Origin of the sequence: Caulobacter sp. SLTY, assembly GCF_009905535.1 — a bacterium.
Taxonomy (GTDB): domain Bacteria; phylum Pseudomonadota; class Alphaproteobacteria; order Caulobacterales; family Caulobacteraceae; genus Caulobacter.
Genome location: NZ_JAAALA010000001.1, coordinates 1 through 19,024 on the forward strand (window position 1 = coordinate 1; position 19,024 = coordinate 19,024).

Genomic DNA, 19,024 nt, shown 5'->3' on the forward strand with positions numbered 1-19,024 from the left:
GTCCTGGTCGGGCTGGACCTCGACCTGGTCGCGCCCGGCCCCCGCCGCGCGCGCCCAGGTCGAGGTCCAGCCCGACCAGGACGAGCCGCAGGTCGCCGCGCCCGAGCCCAAGCTGGCCATCCGCCAGCCCAAGGTCCCGGCCCGCAACTCCACCCGCGAAACCCGCGAACGCCAGCCGGCCTTCGACTTCGACGGCGGCGAGGACGGCTTCCAGCTGCCTGAGCTGTCGATGCTGGCCCAGCCGAAGCCGCGCGCGGCCACCTTCGACGAGGCGGCCCTGCGCCAGAACGCCCGGCTGCTGGAAAGCGTGCTGGCCGAGTTCGGCGTCCGCGGCCAGATCGACCAGATTCGGCCAGGCCCCGTGGTCACCCTCTACGAACTTACCCCCGCCGCTGGGGTCAAGAGCGCCCGCGTGGTGGCCCTGAGCGACGACATCGCCCGCTCGATGAGCGTCGCCGCCTGCCGCGTGGCGGTGGTTTCCGGCCGCAACGCCATCGGCATCGAGCTGCCCAACGCCAGGCGCGAGACCGTCTATCTGCGCGACCTGCTGTCCTGCCCCGACTATGAAAAGCCCGGCACCATCCTGCCGATGGCGCTGGGCGAGGGCATCGGCGGCGAGCCCTACATCGCCGACCTGGCCAAGATGCCCCACCTCTTGATCGCCGGCACCACCGGCTCGGGCAAGTCGGTGGGGGTCAACGCCATGATCCTGTCGATCCTCTATCGGCTGCCGCCGGACCAGTGCCGGTTCATCATGATCGACCCCAAGATGCTGGAGCTCAGCGTCTATGACGGCATCCCGCACCTGCTTGCGCCGGTGGTCACCGACCCGAAGAAGGCCATCGTGGCGCTGAAGTGGACCGTCCGGGAGATGGAGGACCGCTATCGCCGGATGTCGAAGATCGGCGTGCGCAACATCGGCGGCTACAACGAGCGGGCCCGCGAGGCGCTGGAAAAGGGCGAGCACTTCGAGCGCACCGTCCAGACCGGCTTCGACGACGCCGGCCGCGCCATCTACGAGTCCGAGAAGATTCGGCCCGAGCACATGCCTTACCTGGTTGTGGTCATCGACGAGGTGGCCGACCTGATGATGGTGGCCGGCAAGGACATCGAAGGCGCTGTCCAACGGCTGGCCCAGATGGCGCGCGCCGCCGGCATCCACCTGATCATGGCCACCCAGCGCCCGTCGGTGGACGTGATCACCGGCACCATCAAGGCCAATTTCCCGACCCGGATCAGCTTCCAGGTCACCTCCAAGATCGACGCCCGCACCATCCTGGGCGAGCAAGGCGCCGAGCAGCTGCTGGGTATGGGCGACATGCTCTACATGGCCGGCGGCGGGCGCACGACGCGCCTGCACGGCCCGTTCGTGTCCGACGGCGAGGTCGAGGCCGTGGCCAAGTTCCTGCGCGACCAGGGCGAGCCCCAGTACCTGGAGGAAGTCACCGCCGGCGAGGACGAGGACGGCGAAGGCGAGGGGGCCGTGGCCGCCGACGGCTCGGGCGGCGATCTCTACGACCACGCCGTGGCCGTGGTCACCCGCGACCGCAAGGCCTCGACCAGCTACATCCAGCGCCGCCTGCAGATCGGCTACAACCGCGCCGCTTCGCTGATGGAGCGGATGGAGCGAGAAGGCATCGTCGGGGCCGCCAACCACGCGGGCAAACGCGAAATCCTGGTGGGGCCGCCGCCCTAGCGCAGCCTCCTTTTCGCCCCTTGGACGCGTCACCTTGCAACCCGAAGGACGACCAACGACTTTAGGGCCGACATGACCCAGACCCTCGACCGCCGCGCCGCCCTTGCCGGGCTGATCGCGCTTCCCGCCGCCTCGCTGCTGGCGTCGCCGGCCCTCGCGGCCCTGTCGGCCGCCGACAAGGCGCTGGTCGACAAGGCGACCGCCTATCTGCAGGGGCTCGACGCCGCCAAGGGACGGTTCATCCAGACCGATCCGCGCGGGACCGAGAGCCAGGGCGCCTTCTACCTGCAGCGCCCGGGCAAGGCGCGGTTCGCCTATGACGCCCCGGTCAGCAAGCTGCTGGTCAGCGACGGGCGGTTTGTCTCCGAGGCCGACACCCGGCTGAAGACCGTCAGCCGCTATCCACTGGGCCAGACGCCGCTGGCCCTGTTCCTGGCGCGGGAGATCCGGCTGGACCGGGGGGTGGTGGTGACGCGGGTGTCGAAGCTGCAAGGCGGCTTCTCCCTGACCGTCCAGGATGGGCGCAAGCAGACGCGCGGCAGCCTGACCCTGAATTTCGCGGACTCCCCGATGTCGCTGATGGGTTGGACCATCAGCACGGTGCAGGGCTCGACCCGCGTACGACTGACCAATCTGGAGCGGGCGTCCGGCCTCGACCCCAAGCTGTTCGCCACTCCCTATCCAGAGCCCAGGAAGACCGGCCGACCTTGATCCGGACTGTGTCGAACCCGACACAGCCAAGGTTTCACGGAATTGTCGTTGACGTTTCCCGGCTTAAGTTGTTCTAATGCAACACATGGCGGTTGGCGCGTCCGACCTCGCGCCGCCGCGGACCGTGCCGGAAACCTATCCCCTCCCGGCGGCGGCATGAGAGACAACTTTTCCCCGCCCGGCGCTTAACAGCGTCGGGCGTTTTTCTTCCGGCCTTGGGCACGGCGCCTGGCAGCGTCGGGCTTTTTTCTGTCGCCCTTCTCCCGCATAAGGCCCCGATGAAGTTTCTCGACCAGTGCAAGATCTACATCCGCTCCGGCAACGGCGGCGGCGGCGCCGTGTCGTTCCGGCGCGAGAAGTACATCGAGTACGGCGGCCCGGACGGCGGGGATGGCGGCCGGGGCGGCGATGTCTGGATCGAGGCGGTCGAGGGGCTGAACACCCTGATCGACTACCGCTACCAGCAGCATTTCAAGGCCGGCACCGGCATCCACGGCATGGGCCGCAACCGCCACGGGGCGGCCGGCGAGGACGTCGTGCTCAAGGTCCCGGTCGGCACCCAGGTGCTCGAGGACGACAAGGAAACCCTGATCGCCGACCTGGACGAGGCGGGGACCCGCATCCTGCTGGCCAAGGGCGGCAACGGTGGCTGGGGCAACGACCGCTTCAAGGGGCCGATCAACCAGGCGCCCAAGCACGCCAATCCCGGCCAGGAAGGCGAGGAGAAGACCATCTGGCTTCGCCTCAAGCTGATCGCCGACGCCGGTCTGGTCGGCCTCCCCAACGCCGGCAAGTCGACCTTCCTGGCGGCGGCCAGCGCGGCGCGGCCGAAGATCGCCGACTACCCCTTCACCACGCTGGCCCCGAACCTCGGCATGGTCGATCTGTCCGTCGGTGAGCGGTTCGTGCTGGCCGACATCCCCGGTCTGATCGAGGGCGCCTCGGAAGGCCAGGGGCTTGGCACCCGGTTCCTGGGCCATGTGGAGCGCACGGCGGTTCTGATCCATCTGGTCGACATCACACAGGACGACATCGTCGAGGCCTGGAAGACGGTGCGCACCGAACTGGAAGCCTATGGCGAGGGCTTAGGCGAGCGGCACGAGATCGTCGCCCTCTCGAAGATCGACGCGGTCGACGAGGAAACGCGCGGCTGGCGCGTCGAGGAGTTCCGCGAGGCGACAGGCATCACCCCCCGGCTGGTCTCCGGCGTCTCCGGCGAAGGGGTGCGCGAACTACTGCGCGAATGCTGGAAGCGGGTCCGGCGCGAGCGCGGCGAAGTCGTGGATGAAGACGAGGCGGACGACACCTCGCAAGACGCCCCCTGGTCGCCGGTCTAGCGTAAGGTCGTGTCCATGATCGCTCCCCTGCTCTCCGCCCTGCTGTTCCTCGTGCAACCTGCGGCGCAAGCCTCCCCGCCCGCTGCTCCGCCGCCGGCGGCCAAGCCGGCTGAAGCGCCGCCGCCCTCGGCTCGGCTGGAAGCCGCGCTGGGCGAGCTGAAGGGCAAGCCGACGACCGCCTTCACGGCCCGGCTTGGCCCGGCCGGCAGCATCCGTCAGGCCACCGACGGCCAGGTGCTGTTCTGGACCATCAACCTCCCCGGCGAGACCGTCTGCGGCGGCGGCCCGGCCGGCGATCTGTCCTGCCGCCGAGAGGGCGGTGGCGACTGCCTGGTCGCGGTGGCGTTCAAGGCCGATGGCGCGGCGTCGGTCTGGCGGACCAGCGGCGTCCCCGCCGCCTGCGAGAAGGCCGCTGACCAGTTGAAGCCCGCCGGCTGATGCTGCGGGGGGCGCGGCGGATTGTCGTCAAGGTCGGCTCGGCCCTGGTCGCCGACGCCGCCACCGGCGCGGCCGACCGCGCCTGGCTGGCCGCTTTCGCCGCCGACGCCGCCGCTATCGCTGAGGCCGGAACTCAGGTGCTGGTGGTCTCTTCCGGCGCCGTGGCGCTGGGCCGAGGCCGGCTGGGTCTGGGAGCGCGGAAGCTGACCCTGCCGGAAAAGCAGGCCTCGGCCGCCGCCGGCCAGTCGCTGCTGATGCGGGCCTGGGAAGAGGCGTTCGAGCCGCACGGCCGCGCCGTCGCCCAGATCCTGATGACCCGCGACGACACTGAGGTGCGCCGCCGCTGGCTCAACGCCCGCGCCACGACCGAGACTCTGCTGGCCCTCGGCGCCATCCCGGTCGTCAACGAAAACGACACCGTGGTCACCGAGGAAATCCGCTACGGCGACAATGACCGCCTGGCCGCCCGCGTGGCCCAGATGATCGGCGCCGACCGTCTGGTGCTGCTGAGCGACATCGACGGCCTCTACACCGCCGATCCGCGCCGCGATCCGTCGGCCGTGCGACTGGAGCGGATCGAGACCCTGACGCCGGAGATCGTCGCCATGGCGGGCGGCGCCAACGCCGGCGCCGGGGTCGGCACCGGCGGCATGGCCACCAAGCTGGCGGCGGCCAGAATCGCCCAGGCGGCGGGCTGCGCCACCATCATTACGCTCGGCAAGCGCGTGCGGCCGCTGGCGGCCCTGGGTGAAGGCGCGGAGGCGACCCTCATCGAGGCTGGGACGACACCTTCGGCAGCCTACAAGAGTTGGATCGCCGGCAGCCTGTCGCCGGCCGGGGTGCTGACCGTGGACGCCGGCGCCGCCGCCGCCCTGAGCAAGGGCAAGAGCCTGCTGGCCGCGGGGGTGCGCGGGGTGGCCGGCCGCTTCGGCAAGGGCGACGCGGTGCGCATCGTCGGCGAGGACGGCGCGGAGATCGGCCGGGGCTTGTCCCGTTACGACGCCGAGGACGCCGAGAAGATTGCCGGCCTGAGGTCGGACGCCATCGAGGCAGCGATCGGCTTTACCGCCGGGCCGATGGTGCATGCGGACGATCTAGTGAGGGGCTAGGCCTTCTCTTCCGTCTCCGGCTCCGCATCCTTCTGCTTCCTGGCCGGGAACAGCGGGGCCGGGACCGGGGCGTTGCCGTACAGCACGCCGACGCCGGCATAGATGCCGCCGGCGATTTCCAGGTCGAAGCGGTCCTGGTCGCGTTGGCGGATGTCCTCGAGGGTCTCGGCCACCTCATGGTCGTCGAGGCCGAGGTGTTCCAGGGCCGCCGCGCCGAAGGTCAGGGCGGACTCGAAGGTCTCGCGGATCTGATAGGCGACCTCCTTCTTCACAAGGTCCAGCGCGTGACCCCGGTCGAAGGCGCGGACCATCAGCTCGGCCTGGGGGAACTCGGCCTGGCAAAGCTCGACGATCTTCTCGGCGGCGTCCCGCTTGTCGACGCAGACGGCGATCAGCCGCGCCTCGGCGGCGCCGGCGGCGCGCAGGATGTCCAGCCGCGTGCCGTCGCCGTACCAGACCTTGAAGCCGAAGGGCTCGGCGTTGCGGATCCGGTCGGCGTTGATGTCCATCAGGCTGACGTCGACGCCGCGCGCCAGCAGCATCTGACAGGCCACCTGGCCGAAGCGGCCAAAGCCGATGACCAGCACCTTGCCGGTGAGGCCGTCCGGCGCCTCGACGCCGTCCAGGTCCTGCTTGGGCTTCGGCAGCAGTCGGTCGGTGATCATCAGCACGAAGGGCGTGGCCAGCATCGACAGGATGACGGCGGCCGTCATGATGGCGTTCTGGCGGCCGTCGATGACCCCGGCCATGGCGGCGGCGCTGTAGAGGACGAAGGCGAATTCGCCGCCTTGAGCGAACAGGGCGGCCCGCTTGGCGGCCTCCAGCGGCGCGGCCTTGAACAGCCGGGCCACCATGAAGATGCCGAGCGCCTTGGCCGCCATCAGCGACGCGACCAGCAGGGCCAGATAGCGCCAGTCCTGGATCACCACGGCGATGTTCAGCGACATGCCGACGGCCATGAAGAACAGGCCGAGCAGGATCGAGCGGAAGGGGTCGATGTCGGCTTCCAGCTGGTGTCGGTAGGCGCTTTCGGACAGCAGCACCCCGGCCATGAAGGCGCCCATGGCCATGGACAGGCCGCCCGCCTGCATGAACACCGCCGCCCCCAGCACGACCAGCAGGGCAGCGGCGGTCATCACCTCCCGCGCCTTGGCTCGGGACAGCAGCCGGAACATCGGGTTAAGCAGCCAGCGACCGACCACATACAGCCCGACCAGGGCGGCAATGGCGATGCCGAATGACAGCCAGCGGCTGGGCGCATTGTCCTGCACCGGAGCCATCAGGGCCACGATCGCCAGCAGCGGCACGATGGCCAAATCTTCCAGCAGCAGGATGGCGATCGACCGCTGGCCGGCCGGCTTGGCGATCTCGCCGCGCTCCTCCAGGGTCTGCATGATCACGGCGGTCGAGGAGAGCACGAAGCCCATCGCCCCGATGAAGGCGGCGGCCAGCGGCACGCCCAGCCCATAGGCCACCCCGGTCATCAACAGGCCGCAGCCGACCACCTGGGCGGCGCCGAGCCCGAAGATGTCCTTCTTCATGCTCCACAGCCGCTTGGGCCGCATCTCCAGCCCGATGATGAACAGGAACATGATCACGCCGAGCTCGGCGATATGCAGGATGGTCTCCGGCTCTGTCAGAACTTTAAGCCCAAACGGCCCGATCAGCATTCCGGCGACCAGGTAGCCGAGGATGGAGCCGAACCCCAGCCGCTTGAACAGTGGCCCGGCCACCACCCCCGCGCCGAGGACGGCCACCACCTGCAGAAGGTCCACGCCGCCCGATTCCGCCGCCATCTACCCCGACCTTTCCCTCAACGCCTGTCGCGGCGTCACCGCCTCATGCTAGCCTGCATGAAGCCGAACCGCGAATTTCATCAATAGTTGAATTTCGCGCCGATCCGGGCCAAACGACCCCGGAAATTCAGTCAGGAGCGATCATGGCCGACAAGGTCCGCAAGGACGCCGCCGCAGCCCTCGAAGGGGTGTTGTTCGACGGCATGACCATCATGGCCGGGGGCTTCGGCCTCTGCGGCATTCCCGAGAACCTGATCGCGGCGATCCGCGAGACGGGGGTCAAGGACCTGACCGTAGTCTCCAACAACTGCGGCGTGGATGGGTTCGGCCTCGGCATCCTGCTGGAGAACCGGCAGATCAAGAAGATGATCAGCAGCTATGTCGGCGAGAACAAGCTGTTCGAACAGCTCTATCTCTCCGGTGAACTGGAGCTGGAATTCAATCCGCAGGGCACGCTGGCCGAGCGTATCCGGGCCGGCGGGGCGGGCATCCCCGCCTTCTTCACCAAGACTGGTGTCGGCACCCTGGTGGCCGAGGGCAAGGAAGTCCGTGAGTTTGATGGCGAGGAATACGTTATGGAGACGGGGCTGAAGGCCGACCTCTCCATCGTCAAAGCCTGGAAGGCCGACCGCGAAGGCAACCTGATCTATCGAAAGACCGCCCGGAACTTCAATCCGATGATGGCCACGGCGGGCAAGGTTTGTCTCGTCGAGGTCGAGCAAATTGTAGAAATTGGCGACCTCGACAAGGACAACATCCACACCCCCGGCATCTATGTGGATCGCGTCTTCAAGGGCGCGGTGTTCGAGAAGCGCATCGAGCGCGTCACCACCCGCCAGAAGGAAACCGCCTGATGGCCTGGACCCGCGACGAGACCGCCGCCCGCGCCGCCCGCGAACTGCAGGACGGCTTCTATGTGAACCTCGGCATCGGCATTCCGACGCTGGTGGCCAACTACATCCCCGAAGGGATGCATGTGACCCTGCAGAGCGAGAACGGCATGCTGGGCATGGGCCCCTTCCCCTATGAGGGGGAGGAGGACGCCGACCTGATCAACGCCGGCAAGCAGACGATCACCGAGCTGGCCTCCAGCAGCTATTTCTCCAGCGCCGACAGCTTCGCCATGATCCGCGGCGGGCACATCGACCTCTCCATCCTCGGCGCCATGCAGGTGGCGGCCAACGGCGACCTCGCCAACTGGATGGTGCCGGGCAAGATGGTCAAGGGCATGGGCGGGGCCATGGACCTGGTGGCCGGGGTCAAGCGGGTGGTGGTGGTCATGGACCACTGCGAAAAGACCGGCGCGCCGAAGCTCCTCAAGGAATGCACCCTGCCGCTGACCGGCAAGGCGGTGGTCGACACCCTGATCACCGACCTGGGCGTCTTCAGCATCGGCCGCGGCGCCGGGGTGAAGCTGCTGGAACTGGCGCCGGGCGTGACCCTGGACGAGGTGAAGGCCAAGACCGAGGCGGACTTCGAGGTCTAGGGGACCGGTTGGCGCTGTAGACTTTCCAAGGCGCGATCCAGACGGTTTGCGCGACGCGTCTGGAGCCAGCCTGACTTGCCCGCCGGCGCTGACCGGGGACAGGTAGGCGCTGCGCGCCAACCCGTCCCCCAACGGCGCCTTACGCCACGTGAATCTTTCCAACGGCGCCGCGACGTGCTGGCCTTCCCAAAACGTCAAGGGAAGGACACACCATGGATCTCAGCAACGCATCGGCGCTCGTCACCGGCGGGGCCGGCGGTTTCGGCGGCGCCACTGTCAGGCGCCTGGCCCAGCGGGGGGCGCGGGTGGTGATCGCCGACGTCCAGGCCGAGCGGGGCGAGGCCCTGGCGGCCGAGGTCGGCAACGGCGCGGTCTTCGTCAAGACCGACATCATGAGCGAGGACAGCATCGCCGAGGCGGTGGCCAAGGCGGTGTCGCTGGCCCCGCTGCGGGCGGCGGTGGTGGTCCATGGCGGCCCGCCCGCCCCCGGCGCCACGGGACCTGCCCGCACCGTCAACCGCGAGGGCAAGCGCCTGCCGCTGTCGCAGTTCATGCATACGGTGAACGTCTATCTCAACAGCGCTTTCGCGGTGACCAGCCAGGCGGCCGAGGCCATGGCCGCCAACGAGCCGCTGGAGTCCAACCAGCGGGGGGTGATCATCAACACCGCCTCCATCGCCGGCTATGAGGGCCAGCCTGGGCAGGCCGGCTATTCGGCGGCCAAGGGCGGCATCATCGGCATGACCCTGACGGTGGCGCGGGACCTGGCGCCGCTGGGCATCCGGGCCATGGCCATCGCGCCGGGCACCTTCCTGACCTTCGCCTATTCCTCGCGGATGACCGACGAACAGGCTCAGGCCCACTGGGGCCCGATGGTCCCCAACCCCAAGCGGATGGGCGATCCCGACGAATACGGCATCCTCGCCGCCCACATCGTCGAGAACGACTTCCTGAACGGGACCACCATCCGCCTGGACGGCGCGCAGCGGTTTTAGGTGCTTGGGGACCGGGTGGCCGCATCGCGGCCTCCCTGTCCCCGGTTTGCGCCCACTGAAAGATCATGCGCGCTCCAGACGCGCTCGCGCGAACCGTCTGGATCGAGGTTGGGTTAGCCGCCGGCGCTGACCGGGGACAGGTAGGCCGCTTCGCGGCCAACCTGTCCCCCTTTGTGCTTCAACGCCACCACCTCGCCGACTACCGCCACGGCGATCTCCCAAGGAGCCTTCCCGCCGAGGTCCAAGCCGATTGGCGCACGCAAGCGGGCGAGGTCGCGGTCCGAGACGTCGGCGGCGCGGAGGCGGTCGAGCCGCTCGGCCAGCCGCCGACGGGCGCCGAGCAAGCCGACATAGGGGGCGGGGCTGGGCAGGGCGGCCAGCAGGGCGGCGTGGTCCAGGTCGATATCGTGGCCGCAGATGGCGACAGCCGTCCAGGCGTCTAGGGCGGCGAGGGCCGTGGCGGGTTCGTCGCGACGGTAGGCGACGCCCGCCAGCGGGCAGGCGAGGGGTCCGCGCGGGCGGACCAGGGTGGTCTCGAATCCGGACTGGGCGGCCAGGGTGGCGGTGGCGAGCGCGGTCGGGTCGGCGCCGAGCACCACCATCCGCCAGGCCGGATCATAGTTCAGGGTCAGGCCGGCGGCGGTGGTCCAGCTCGCCGGGCGACGCTCGTCCATGGCGGCCAGCAGGGCGCCGATGGCGGGGTCGTCCGGGGCGATCCGCTCGACCTCGATCTCGATCCGCGCCCCGCAGAGCAGGCGGATATCCGGCCAGGGACTGCCCTCGCCATAGACTAGCCGGCGCGGGGCTCCGTCCTCCAGGCAGGCGGCGGCGTGAAGGGCCACATCGCCTTCGACGCAGCCGCCTGAAAGGAAGCCGCTCACGAAATCGCGGCCGAACACCATCTGCGCTCCGACCGGTCGGGGGCCACCGCCGCTTAAGCCCGCGATGGTGGCCAGCACGGCCGGCTCACCCGCCTCGCGCATCTTTCGCAGGGCGGGCCGCTGGTCGTCGGCGAGGCCAAAGAGGGGCCAGTCGGGGAGGTCCTGCGTCACGCCGACCAGATTAACGCCGGCGCAACCGTCCCGATACCGGTTCCTTAAGGTCTTGCCCGGCATGCTTACCGCCGGCTTCACCATGACGTGGCGCCGACCTGAAGTTCCCGCGGAGCCGGCGCCATGCCCCAGGCCGCCTTTGTCGCAGACCCCTTCCCGCGCCGGCCGCTGGCCCGGCCGACGGCCAGCGGCTGCCGGCTGACCGACGAGGACGGCTGCGTCCGCATCGATTTCGACATGGCCGGCGGCGCGGTGCTGCTGGGCCATGCCCATCCCCGTATCGAGGCAGCGGTGTCCGAGGGCGGCGCTGACGCCACGCGAGCCGCCGCCGCCCTTTCGGCCCTGTTGCCGCGCAAGCCGGCCGTCGCCTTCTGCGCCGCCGAGGGCCAGGCGCTTCCCGCCGCCGTGGCGGCCGCCCGCAAGGTCACCGGCCGCAAGCGCATCGCCGTATGGGAGCCCCGCGAGGGCGTCTGCAACGGCGAGACCGACCTGGCCGCGGTGCTGGCAGACCCACTCGGCATGACCCCGGCCCAGCTGCGCGCCGCCCGCAAGGCGGCCAGCGCGGCCGGCGCCGTGCTGATCTTCGACGAGGGGGCCAGCGGCTTCCGTGTCCACGCCCAGGGCGCTCAGGGCCTGACCGGCGTCAAGCCAGACCTCGCGGTGTTCGGCGCCGGCCTGGCCAACGGCCGTCCGATCGGCGCCATCGCCGGCTCCAAAGACCTGATCGCCGCCTTGGACCCCGCCGACCTGCCCCCGCCCCGCGCCGACAGCCTGGCCGCCGCCGGCGCCACGCTCGACTTCCTGGGCCAGGCCGCGGTCGCCGCCCACCTGCAGGTGCTGGGCGCCGAATTGCAGACCGAAGTCGAGGGCCTGGTGGCGAAGGCCGGGGCCGGCCGCCTGTTCACCCTGGCCGGCGATCCCACACTGCCGACCCCGCTGTTCGCCGCCCCCGTCCTCGAAGGGCTGTGGATGCGGGAGATGATCAGCCGCGACCTGATTGTGGTCGGTCCCCACGCCTTGAGCTTCGCCCACGGCGAGCCTGAGCTTTCCGCCCTCATCGACGCCTACGCCGCCGTGCTGCCGGCGATGATGGCCCGCAGCATGGCCGAGATCTTCGCCCGGCCCCGCCCCGAGTACGACCCGTATCGGTCCGCATCCGAAGGACGCGCATGAGTTTCCCCCTCACCAAGCTCGGCCTCAGCGCCGCCCAGTTCGGACTGGGCGGCAACAGCGGCCCGCGCTCGCGCCCCCCGGAAGTGGAAGCGCGCGACATCCTCTCGATCGCCGCGCGCGGCAAGCTGTCGGTGCTCGACGCCTCGGGCGTCTATGGCCGGGCCGAACAGATTCTCGGCGACCTGATTCCGCGCCCGTCCTCCTTCCGCCTCACGCTGAACAGCGTCCGGGCTGATCGCGGGCCCGACTTCGTCGAGCAGGAAGCCCGCAACTCCCTGCGCCGCATGGCCGTGGAGCGGGCCGACGCCATCGTGGTGCCGTCCGTCGGCGAGCTGTTCGGCCCGCACGGCATGGCCCTGTGGGACCGGCTGCAACAGCTGAAGGCCGAGGGCCTGTTCGCCCGCATCGGCATCTCGGTGCACGCCTCGGACGACCCGTTCGGGGTGGCCAAGCGCTTCAAGCCGGACCTGGTCCAGGCGCCGGCCTCCCTCCTCGACCAGCGCCTGCTGGCCGATGGCGCCCTGGCCCGCATCGCCGGGGCGGGGATCGAGGTGCAGCTGCGATCGATCTTCCTCAACGGCTTGCTGTTCCTGCCGCCAGACCGGGTGCCCGCCACCTTGAAGGGCGCCGCCGGGCGCCTGTCGCGCGTGCGCCGGATGATCGCCGAGGGCCGCAGCGATCCGCTGCAGGCGGCTCTGGGCTTTGCCCTGTCGCGCCCGGAGGCGACCGCCGTGCTTGTCAGCCCCACCACCGCCGCCGAGCTGTCGGCCATCATTGCCGCCGCCGCCAGCCCGCCGCCCGACCTCGACTGGGACGATATGGCCCTCGATGACCCGGTCGCCCTGGATTCCGGGAGCTGGGCCGCCGCCTAGACCCATCTCATAGGCCCGCTCAGAAGGAGCTCTTGCCGATGATCCTCGCCATCCTCCAGTCGCGGATGACCTCTCGCCGGCTTCCCGGCAAAGCCCTGGCCAGCCTGGCCGGTCAGCCGATGGTGCTGCGCCAGATCGAACGCCTGCGCGCCGCCCGCACCCTGTCAAAAGTTGTGGTCGCCACCAGCGTCGAGGCGGCCGATGACCCGCTGGCCGCCTTCCTGGTGTCCCGTGGCCAGGCGGTCTATCGCGGCGCGCCGGTCGACCTCCTCGGTCGCTTCGCCCGCTGCGCCGAAGTCGCCGGGGCCAGCCATGTGGTTCGGATCAAGGGCGACGCCCCCTTCGTCGACCCGGCCATCGTCGACAAGGCCGCCCGCATCGCCCTGGAGAGCGGCGCCGACTACGTCCACAATCGCGGCTGGTTCGGCTTTCCCAAGGGGCTGGAGGTGGAGGTGATCCGCACGCCCGCCCTGATCGCCGCCGCCGAGGCGCCGCGCGATCCGGCCGCCCGCACCTCGCCGACCGCCTTCCTGCGCGCCGACCCGGCCCGGCACAAACAGGCCAGCTTCGCGGCTCCGCGTGATCTATCGGGGCTGGACTGGAGGGTGAAGACCCACGCCGACCTGGCCTTCGCCCGCTCGGTCTACGCCGCCCTGCACCCGGCCGACTCGGCGTTCGCCATGCGCGACGTCCTGGACCTGACCGGCGGCGGTCAGGACATGGCGCAGTACGCGGCTTAGTTGAAGGGCTGGAAACAATTGACCCCGCCGGCGGGGGGGATGGGCCGGCGGGGTCTTTTGTATTCGAGGCGCCCGGGTTTCGGGGGGGCGTTTTCGGACGCCTCGGAGAAATAAATGCCGATCGCCCCAGTCGGTTCCGGGTCTTACGGGCGGAATCTGAATCCGATGAAGGCGGCGCGGCCGGTCTCCCCGTAGCCGAGGCTTTCCTGATAGTTCTCGTCGGTCAGGTTCTCGATCCTCAGGGTCAGTTCGACCGCCTCGGTGATCTTGAACCCGCCCGCCACATCGGCGGTAACGAAGCCGTCGCGGACCTCCGGGCTAAAGGTCGAGGGATTGCTATCAGCCTGCTCGCCCTCGGCCCGCACGGTGAAGCGGCCGGTGAGCCGCTCGCCTTCCCAGCCCAGGCTGATCCGGCCCGAATGTTCCGGAACCCGCAGCAACCGCGCGCCGGTCGTGTCGTCCACCGCGTCGGTATAGGCATAGCCGGCGGAGAGCACGACGTTGCCGAACACCGCGTCGCCCGACAGGGTGAAGCCGTCGGTGCGGGTGCGGTCGATGTTCACATAGCGGCCGGTCCCGTAGGAAATCTGGTCCTCGACCTCCAGCCGGTAGGCGACGGCCTGGACGAAGAAGCGATCATCGGCCGAGCGCCAGGAGGCGCCCAGGTCCCAGCCGTCGGCGGATTCCGGCTTGAGGCCGACAGAGGGGCCGGCCGGGAAGCAGAAGTCGCAGACCTGCTGGCTGATGGTCGGGGTCTTGTAGCCCTGGCCCCAGCTGGCCTGCAGCGCAAAGCCGCCGCCGACCGCCCAGGTCGCCGACAGGCGGGCGGTGGTCTTGGAGTCGAACTCGTCCGGCGCGTCGTGGCGCAGGGCGCCAGTCAGAACCAACGCTTCGATGGGCGCGTAGCGCAACACGCCGAAGGCCGAGGTCGAGCCCAGGTCGTAGGCCGCGCCGGTACTGACCGTGGCCTCGGTGTCGTCGCGCTCGATCCCGGCGATGAACGACAGAGGGTCCTTCGCGCCTCCCCTGCCGGCCGTGTAGCGCCAGGTGGTCCGTTGGGCCTCGTAGGTCGAGGAGAAGGCGGAGATGTTGTCGCGCGAGAGGTCATAGGCGCTAAACGTCAGGCTGTGGTCGAGGCCGATCAGGTCGTTGGCGCGCAGGCGGGCGTAGCCGCTCCAGGACTCCGATTCGGCCCGGTCTGCGGTGTCGCCGAAGGCGAAGAAGGCGTCATAGCCGTCGATATCGACCTGGAATCTGTTGTAGCGGACGCGTCCGTCGAGGGTGACCTTCTCGCCCAGCGCCACGCGGCCGCCGAGGCTGGCGGTCCAGCTTTCGAAACCGTCGTCCTCGGTCCCGTTGGCCGCCTTGGAGACCCCGTCGGTGCGATAGGCCGCCACCGAGCCGCCGACCGCGAACCGCTCCTGGGAGACGCCGCCGGACAGGTTGGCGCGAGCGGTCCCATGACTGCCGCCCTCCACGGCCAGGCGGACGCCGTTCGGCTCGCGGGTGGTGAAGCTGATTACCCCGCCGATGGCGTCCGAACCCCAAAGGGAGCCCTGCGGCCCCTGCAGGATCTCGATCCGCTCGATGTCCCCCAGGTCGAATCCGGCGAAGTCGAAGCCGCCATTGGGGCTGGAGGCGTCGTTCTGGACCATTCCGTCGACCAGGACGAGGGTCTTGTCCCCCGCCGCGCCGCGTATCCGCACCGTGGTCACGCCGCCGAAGGCGCCGTTGCGGCTGAGCGACAGGCCGGGCACGTCGCTGAGGATGTCGGCGGCGAACACCGACTGACGGGCGTCGATCTCCTGGTCGGTGATGACCGTGAGGCCGAGCACCGTCTCCGGTTCGCTGGGCAGGCGGGTGACAATCACCGAATCGACGTCCGCCGCGGCATCATCAGCAAGAGAGGGGGCGGCAAGGGCGGCTGTGGACAGCAGGGCGAGGCCGCTGGTTGCGGCAAGCAGGGTGGCGATACGCATGCGCGTACTCCTCAACAAAGGAGCCCGCGCGGCGCCGCGTGGCGGGAAGGGTCAGCGACAACATCGGCGCGCCGGCCGACGGTCGCTTCAACGGGTTCCCCCGCGCCATCAGCCTGGACCCGGGCTGCGGACGAACGACTGCGGCGGCAGGTCTCCTGGCTCACGGGTCGTCGGGTTCGCGCCGTCGCCTTCCCGGTTTCCCAGTGGCGCTCTCCGTGAAGAGGAGAGACCGACGCGGCCCTCGCCGCTTACAGTTGCGGGCACAGCCGGGGTTTCAAACCCCGTTCCCTCTTGGCCCCCGGGGGGGGGACCGCCTGGCGCGGCTCATGCCGCGTTGCAGCACGCTTGGCAAGTCCGACGGGTGATGTAGGGTTCGCCCCCAACGGCCGTGTGGGCCGGCTTTGTTTTGGGGGAGGCCGCCATGGCCCATTGGAAATCGTTCGCCGCCATTGCCGCGGTCACCCTGCTGGCCGTCGGGCCCGCCGTCGCCCAGACCGCGCCCGCCAAGCCGCCGGCCCGCAACACCAAGCCCTACCCGGCCGAGTTCAAGTCCAACTTCATGCCGGCCTGCACGAAGGACGCCGTTCTCAACGAGGCTCAGTGCGGCTGCATCCACCGCAACATAGAGCGGGAATTTACCGAGGCGGAGTACATCGAGATGGACAAGGCGGCGATGGAGGGCAAGGAGCATCCGAGCAACACGCGCCTGAAGGAAATCGTGGTCGCCTGCTACACCAACCCCGGATACTAGGGCTCTCCACGGGCGGGTTTGAGCCCACTTGTCGGAACGGGCCTAGTACCAGCCGGCGGCGCGCAGCGCCCCGGCATAGGCCCGGCTGACCGGCGCCACAGCGCCGCCCTTGAGGGTCAGGCTAGCGCGTCCGTCTCCGCGACGGGCGGCCTCCACGGCCCCCTTCGCCACCCACCAGGAGCGATGGGTGCGGGCGCCCTCGATGCCTTCCAGCTCGGCGACCGCGTCGGACAGGCGCATCAGGATCAGGTCCTGGCCCTTGCTGGTGTGCAGGCGCAGGTAGTGATCCTCGGCCTCCACCGCATAAAGCTCGGCGCCGCGCAGCTTGGGCGGCAGGCGGTCGAGGAACCGGGGCGGGCCTGACCCGGTCGGCTGGGCGTGGGTCTCCTGCGGTTGCCGCTGGACGACATAGTTCAGGGCGGTCAGCGCCGTGGTGACGATCAGCACCGGCAGGGCGTAGTGGATCATCCGGCCCGGCCTCAGTCCACCGTTCAAGAGCAGGTCGGTGACCAGCCAGACGAAGACGATCAGGACGGGAGTGAGCGCCAGGGCGATCACCGCCCCCTGCACCCAGGGCCGCTCCTCCAGCCAGCCGGTGCGATCTATGACGGCGGAGATGGCCACCCCCACCGCCGATCCCGTCGCCATCAGGATGGCCCAGTAGACCAGTCGGGTGGGGAGCGGCACGCCGCCGGTCTCGAAGGCGCCCGTCAGGGCCAGGAACACCCCGGCGATCAGGGCGATCACCGTGCCACGCACATGACGGTTGGCGAGCGTCCCCGCTACTGGCGAAGCGTGAACGGCGCCGCCTGTCCGTCCACGAACGGGCGGCGTCGGCTCGCGGCTTTGCGGATGCGGGCTCATCGGTCGGACCCTAAGCCCTGGGTCATCGACAACCGCAACGATGAGCACACCACCATGATCTCCCGCACCACCCGCCTCGCCCTCCTCACCGCCGGGCTGCTGAGCTTCGCCGTAGTGAACGCCGGTCGCGCCCAAGCGCAAGAGCCGGGCGATTTGAGCGTCACCTTTTCCGGCCTGACCGCGCCCACCGGCGCCCTCTATGTGGGCGTCTATGACAGCGAGGCCGCGTTTGGCGGCGGCAAGCCGGTGGCCGGAGAGCGGGTGGCGGTCAACGGCGCCACGGCCAGCCTGACGCTCAGTGGCCTCAAGCCCGGCCGCTACGCCATCAAGGTGTTCCACGACATCGACGGGGATGGGCGGATGAACACCAACCCCTACGGCATCCCGCTGGAGCCCTACGCCGCCTCCAACAACGCCCCGGCCAACATGGGCCCGCCCCGCTGGTCCGATGCGGTGTTCGACGTCACCGCCGAGGGCGCGGTCCAGGACATCACCATCCAATAGCTTAGCGACCCCGGAGAACGACCATGGACCGCCGCGCCCTGATCACCGCCTTCGCCGCCCTGCCGGCGGCGGCCATCCTCACCCCGGAGGCGGCCTTTGCCGCTTCCGCCCGGGCCAACCCGGCCTGGGCGCCGGCGGTGGGGGATGTCGAGACCGACATCGCCCCCCGCGCCCTGCGGCGGATCCATGGGCGGGCGCCCAAGGGGCTGGCCGGAACTCTGTTTCGCAACGGCCCGGCCAAGTTCCGCCGGCCGGGGGGAGACGCCGGTCACTGGTTCGATGGCGACGGCCTGGTGCGGGCCTTCCGCATCCGTGACGGCAAGGCCAGCCTCGCCGGTCGCTTTGTCGACACCTTCAAGCGCCGCCAGGACACGAAGGCCGGGGCCATGGTCAGCGCCGGCTTCGCCCAGGTCCCCCGCCCGGACGCCGTGGTCCGCCACGCCGATGACGCCAACGCCGCCAACACCGCCCTGCTGCCCATCGGCGGCGAGCTCCTGGCGCTTTGGGAGCAGGGCTCGCCCTATGCGATCGATCCGGTCACGCTGCAGACCAAGGGCCTGAAGACCTTCCGCCCCGACCTGGCCCACATGCCCTTCCTGGCCCATCCGCGCATCGAGCCGGACGGCCGGGTGTGGAACCTGGGGGTAGCCGGCCGCAAGGCGCTGGTCTGGACCCTCAGCCCCGATGGTTCGTTGGCCGGCACGGCGATGATCGATCTGCCCCGCGCCGCCTATATCCACGACTTCACCGCCACGCAGCGCCATCTGGTCATCGCCCTGCAGCCCTGGATCCAGGACCGCCGCGCCCAGCCCTTCGTCGCCAGCATGAGCTGGCGGCCGGAGCAGGGGACTCAGGTGCTGGTCATCGACAAGGACGATCTGACCAAACGCCGGATCTTCGAACTGCCGGCCTTCTTCGCCTTCCACTTCGGCGACGCCTGGGAGGAGGCGGACGGGACCATCCGCTTCGACGCCTGCGTCAACGCCGAGCCGACCTTCGCCGCGCGTGGTGGCAGCGAACTGATCGCCTACAAGTCGCCCACTGACCATCAGGACACCCGCCTGGCCCTGATCACCCTGCGGCCGGGCGGCAAGGCCGAGCTGCAGTCCACCGGGCTGACCGCGGAGTTCCCCCGCTCGGACCCCCGCTTCGCCGGCAAGGCGCGGAGCAAATCGGTGATCAACACCGTGGGCGGCGGCGCGGACCTGCCCTTCCTGCGCGGGGTGGCGGTCAGCGACTGGCGCACCGGCAAGGCCGACGTCTTCGACTTCGGCCCCGATCACTGCGTCGAGGAGATGCTGTTCGTCGCCCGGCCCGGCTCGACCCGCGAACTCGACGGCTGGCTGGTCGGAACCAGCCTGAACCTCAAGGCGCGAGCCACCGAGCTGCATGTGTTCGACGCCAAGGCGGTCTCGGCTGGACCTGTATGCAGCTGGCGCGCGGACGTCCCGTTGCCGGTCGGCTTCCACGGCGCCTGGATGGGCTAGCTTGCCTATTCTGCCCGGCGCGGCCTATCGATGC

18 protein-coding genes and 1 riboswitch are annotated in these 19,024 nt (G+C 69.9%); of the genes, 14 read left to right on the plus strand and 4 right to left on the minus strand.

Annotated elements, in window-relative coordinates:
* From GVN21_RS00005 to proB, 5 genes are all read left to right on the plus strand, one after another.
* A partial coding sequence (locus GVN21_RS00005) for a DNA translocase FtsK (RefSeq protein ID WP_166572643.1) occupies nt 1–1,696 on the plus strand: 1,696 nt, incomplete at its 5' end.
* Between the two features lie 72 nt (nt 1,697–1,768).
* The gene (locus GVN21_RS00010; protein ID WP_166572644.1) at nt 1,769–2,407 is read left to right on the plus strand and encodes an outer-membrane lipoprotein carrier protein LolA; all 639 of its coding nucleotides are present in this window, start codon (nt 1,769–1,771) and stop codon (nt 2,405–2,407) included.
* 278 nt (nt 2,408–2,685) lie between these two features.
* Nucleotides 2,686–3,744, plus strand: a complete 1,059-nt coding sequence (obgE, locus tag GVN21_RS00015; protein WP_166572645.1) for a GTPase ObgE — start codon at nt 2,686–2,688, stop codon at nt 3,742–3,744.
* Between the two features lie 15 nt (nt 3,745–3,759).
* A complete protein-coding gene (locus GVN21_RS00020) occupies nt 3,760–4,182 on the plus strand; it encodes a hypothetical protein (RefSeq protein ID WP_166572646.1) in 423 nt (140 codons plus the stop codon).
* Complete coding sequence (gene proB / locus GVN21_RS00025; RefSeq protein ID WP_166572647.1) at nt 4,182–5,291, plus strand: glutamate 5-kinase; 1,110 nt, start codon at nt 4,182–4,184, stop codon at nt 5,289–5,291. The genes GVN21_RS00020 and proB overlap by 1 nt, the downstream gene beginning before the upstream one ends.
* On the opposite strand, the gene GVN21_RS00030 is transcribed toward proB, so the two are convergent.
* A complete protein-coding gene (locus GVN21_RS00030) occupies nt 5,288–7,087 on the minus strand; it encodes a monovalent cation:proton antiporter-2 (CPA2) family protein (protein WP_166572648.1) in 1,800 nt (599 codons plus the stop codon). The two genes, proB and GVN21_RS00030, sit on opposite strands and share 4 nt — an antisense overlap.
* Before the next feature lie 143 nt (nt 7,088–7,230).
* On the opposite strand from GVN21_RS00030, the gene GVN21_RS00035 reads away from it, so the two are divergent.
* The 3 genes from GVN21_RS00035 (at nt 7,231) to GVN21_RS00045 (ending at nt 9,568) form a co-directional block, all read left to right on the plus strand.
* Nucleotides 7,231–7,941 carry a CoA transferase subunit A gene (locus GVN21_RS00035; protein ID WP_166572649.1) on the plus strand — a complete coding sequence of 237 codons (711 nt, stop codon included), beginning with the start codon at nt 7,231–7,233 and terminating at the stop codon, nt 7,939–7,941.
* On the plus strand, nt 7,941–8,573 hold the full coding sequence (locus tag GVN21_RS00040; protein WP_166572650.1) for a 3-oxoacid CoA-transferase subunit B: 633 nt from the start codon (nt 7,941–7,943) through the stop codon (nt 8,571–8,573). Before GVN21_RS00035 ends, GVN21_RS00040 begins: the two co-directional genes overlap by 1 nt.
* 212 nt (nt 8,574–8,785) lie before the next feature.
* On the plus strand, nt 8,786–9,568 hold the full coding sequence (locus GVN21_RS00045; RefSeq protein WP_166572651.1) for an SDR family NAD(P)-dependent oxidoreductase: 783 nt from the start codon (nt 8,786–8,788) through the stop codon (nt 9,566–9,568).
* A 113-nt stretch (nt 9,569–9,681) separates the two neighbouring features.
* On the opposite strand, the gene GVN21_RS00050 is transcribed toward GVN21_RS00045, so the two are convergent.
* Complete coding sequence (locus GVN21_RS00050) at nt 9,682–10,620, minus strand: XdhC family protein (protein ID WP_346764191.1); 939 nt, start codon at nt 10,618–10,620, stop codon at nt 9,682–9,684.
* Nucleotides 10,621–10,743: 123 nt separating this feature from the next.
* On the opposite strand from GVN21_RS00050, the gene GVN21_RS00055 reads away from it, so the two are divergent.
* From GVN21_RS00055 to GVN21_RS00065, 3 genes are read left to right on the plus strand one after another with little or no spacing between them, the layout of a single operon-like run.
* Entirely contained in the window at nt 10,744–11,793 is a 1,050-nt protein-coding gene (locus GVN21_RS00055) for a hypothetical protein (protein WP_166572653.1), read from the plus strand.
* Complete coding sequence (locus GVN21_RS00060) at nt 11,790–12,665, plus strand: bifunctional regulator KidO (protein ID WP_166572654.1); 876 nt, start codon at nt 11,790–11,792, stop codon at nt 12,663–12,665. Before GVN21_RS00055 ends, GVN21_RS00060 begins: the two co-directional genes overlap by 4 nt.
* Nucleotides 12,666–12,703: 38 nt before the next feature.
* Nucleotides 12,704–13,405: a glycosyltransferase family protein gene (locus GVN21_RS00065; RefSeq protein WP_166572655.1), complete on the plus strand. Its 702-nt coding sequence runs from the start codon at nt 12,704–12,706 to the stop codon at nt 13,403–13,405.
* Between the two features lie 143 nt (nt 13,406–13,548).
* Here the strand turns inward: GVN21_RS00065 and GVN21_RS00070 are convergent, their stop codons facing one another.
* Nucleotides 13,549–15,384: a TonB-dependent receptor gene (locus GVN21_RS00070; RefSeq protein WP_166572656.1), complete on the minus strand. Its 1,836-nt coding sequence runs from the start codon at nt 15,382–15,384 to the stop codon at nt 13,549–13,551.
* Nucleotides 15,385–15,511: 127 nt separating this feature from the next.
* A riboswitch (cobalamin riboswitch) is annotated at nt 15,512–15,714 on the minus strand.
* 91 nt (nt 15,715–15,805) lie between these two features.
* On the opposite strand from GVN21_RS00070, the gene GVN21_RS00075 reads away from it, so the two are divergent.
* Entirely contained in the window at nt 15,806–16,135 is a 330-nt protein-coding gene (locus GVN21_RS00075; protein ID WP_166572657.1) for a hypothetical protein, read from the plus strand.
* A 42-nt stretch (nt 16,136–16,177) separates the two neighbouring features.
* Here GVN21_RS00075 and GVN21_RS00080 read toward each other — a convergent pair whose 3' ends face one another.
* Complete coding sequence (locus tag GVN21_RS00080) at nt 16,178–16,999, minus strand: LytTR family DNA-binding domain-containing protein (protein WP_166572658.1); 822 nt, start codon at nt 16,997–16,999, stop codon at nt 16,178–16,180.
* Here GVN21_RS00080 and GVN21_RS00085 point away from each other — a divergent pair.
* Both GVN21_RS00085 and GVN21_RS00090 read left to right on the plus strand, forming a co-directional pair.
* Nucleotides 16,988–17,503, plus strand: a complete 516-nt coding sequence (locus GVN21_RS00085) for a DUF2141 domain-containing protein (protein ID WP_166572659.1) — start codon at nt 16,988–16,990, stop codon at nt 17,501–17,503. The two genes, GVN21_RS00080 and GVN21_RS00085, sit on opposite strands and share 12 nt — an antisense overlap.
* A gap of 23 nt (nt 17,504–17,526) precedes the next feature.
* On the plus strand, nt 17,527–18,990 hold the full coding sequence (locus tag GVN21_RS00090; RefSeq protein WP_166572660.1) for a carotenoid oxygenase family protein: 1,464 nt from the start codon (nt 17,527–17,529) through the stop codon (nt 18,988–18,990).
* Nucleotides 18,991–19,024: the final 34 nt, after the last annotated feature.

Bases quoted from the DNA above. Each gene is read 5' to 3' on its own strand.
- GVN21_RS00055 (WP_166572653.1), top strand. From the start codon at position 10,744: ATGCCCCAGGCCGCCTTTGTCGCAGACCCCTTCCCGCGCCGGCCGCTG.
- obgE (WP_166572645.1), top strand. From the start codon at position 2,686: ATGAAGTTTCTCGACCAGTGCAAGATCTACATCCGCTCCGGCAACGGC.
- GVN21_RS00080 (WP_166572658.1), bottom strand. From the start codon at position 16,999: ATGAGCCCGCATCCGCAAAGCCGCGAGCCGACGCCGCCCGTTCGTGGA.
- GVN21_RS00040 (WP_166572650.1), top strand. From the start codon at position 7,941: ATGGCCTGGACCCGCGACGAGACCGCCGCCCGCGCCGCCCGCGAACTG.
- GVN21_RS00075 (WP_166572657.1), top strand. From the start codon at position 15,806: ATGGCCCATTGGAAATCGTTCGCCGCCATTGCCGCGGTCACCCTGCTG.
- GVN21_RS00070 (WP_166572656.1), bottom strand. From the start codon at position 15,384: ATGCGTATCGCCACCCTGCTTGCCGCAACCAGCGGCCTCGCCCTGCTG.
- GVN21_RS00035 (WP_166572649.1), top strand. From the start codon at position 7,231: ATGGCCGACAAGGTCCGCAAGGACGCCGCCGCAGCCCTCGAAGGGGTG.
- GVN21_RS00030 (WP_166572648.1), bottom strand. From the start codon at position 7,087: ATGGCGGCGGAATCGGGCGGCGTGGACCTTCTGCAGGTGGTGGCCGTC.
- GVN21_RS00045 (WP_166572651.1), top strand. From the start codon at position 8,786: ATGGATCTCAGCAACGCATCGGCGCTCGTCACCGGCGGGGCCGGCGGT.
- GVN21_RS00065 (WP_166572655.1), top strand. From the start codon at position 12,704: ATGATCCTCGCCATCCTCCAGTCGCGGATGACCTCTCGCCGGCTTCCC.
- GVN21_RS00085 (WP_166572659.1), top strand. From the start codon at position 16,988: ATGCGGGCTCATCGGTCGGACCCTAAGCCCTGGGTCATCGACAACCGC.
- GVN21_RS00090 (WP_166572660.1), top strand. From the start codon at position 17,527: ATGGACCGCCGCGCCCTGATCACCGCCTTCGCCGCCCTGCCGGCGGCG.
- GVN21_RS00010 (WP_166572644.1), top strand. From the start codon at position 1,769: ATGACCCAGACCCTCGACCGCCGCGCCGCCCTTGCCGGGCTGATCGCG.
- GVN21_RS00020 (WP_166572646.1), top strand. From the start codon at position 3,760: ATGATCGCTCCCCTGCTCTCCGCCCTGCTGTTCCTCGTGCAACCTGCG.
- GVN21_RS00060 (WP_166572654.1), top strand. From the start codon at position 11,790: ATGAGTTTCCCCCTCACCAAGCTCGGCCTCAGCGCCGCCCAGTTCGGA.
- proB (WP_166572647.1), top strand. From the start codon at position 4,182: ATGCTGCGGGGGGCGCGGCGGATTGTCGTCAAGGTCGGCTCGGCCCTG.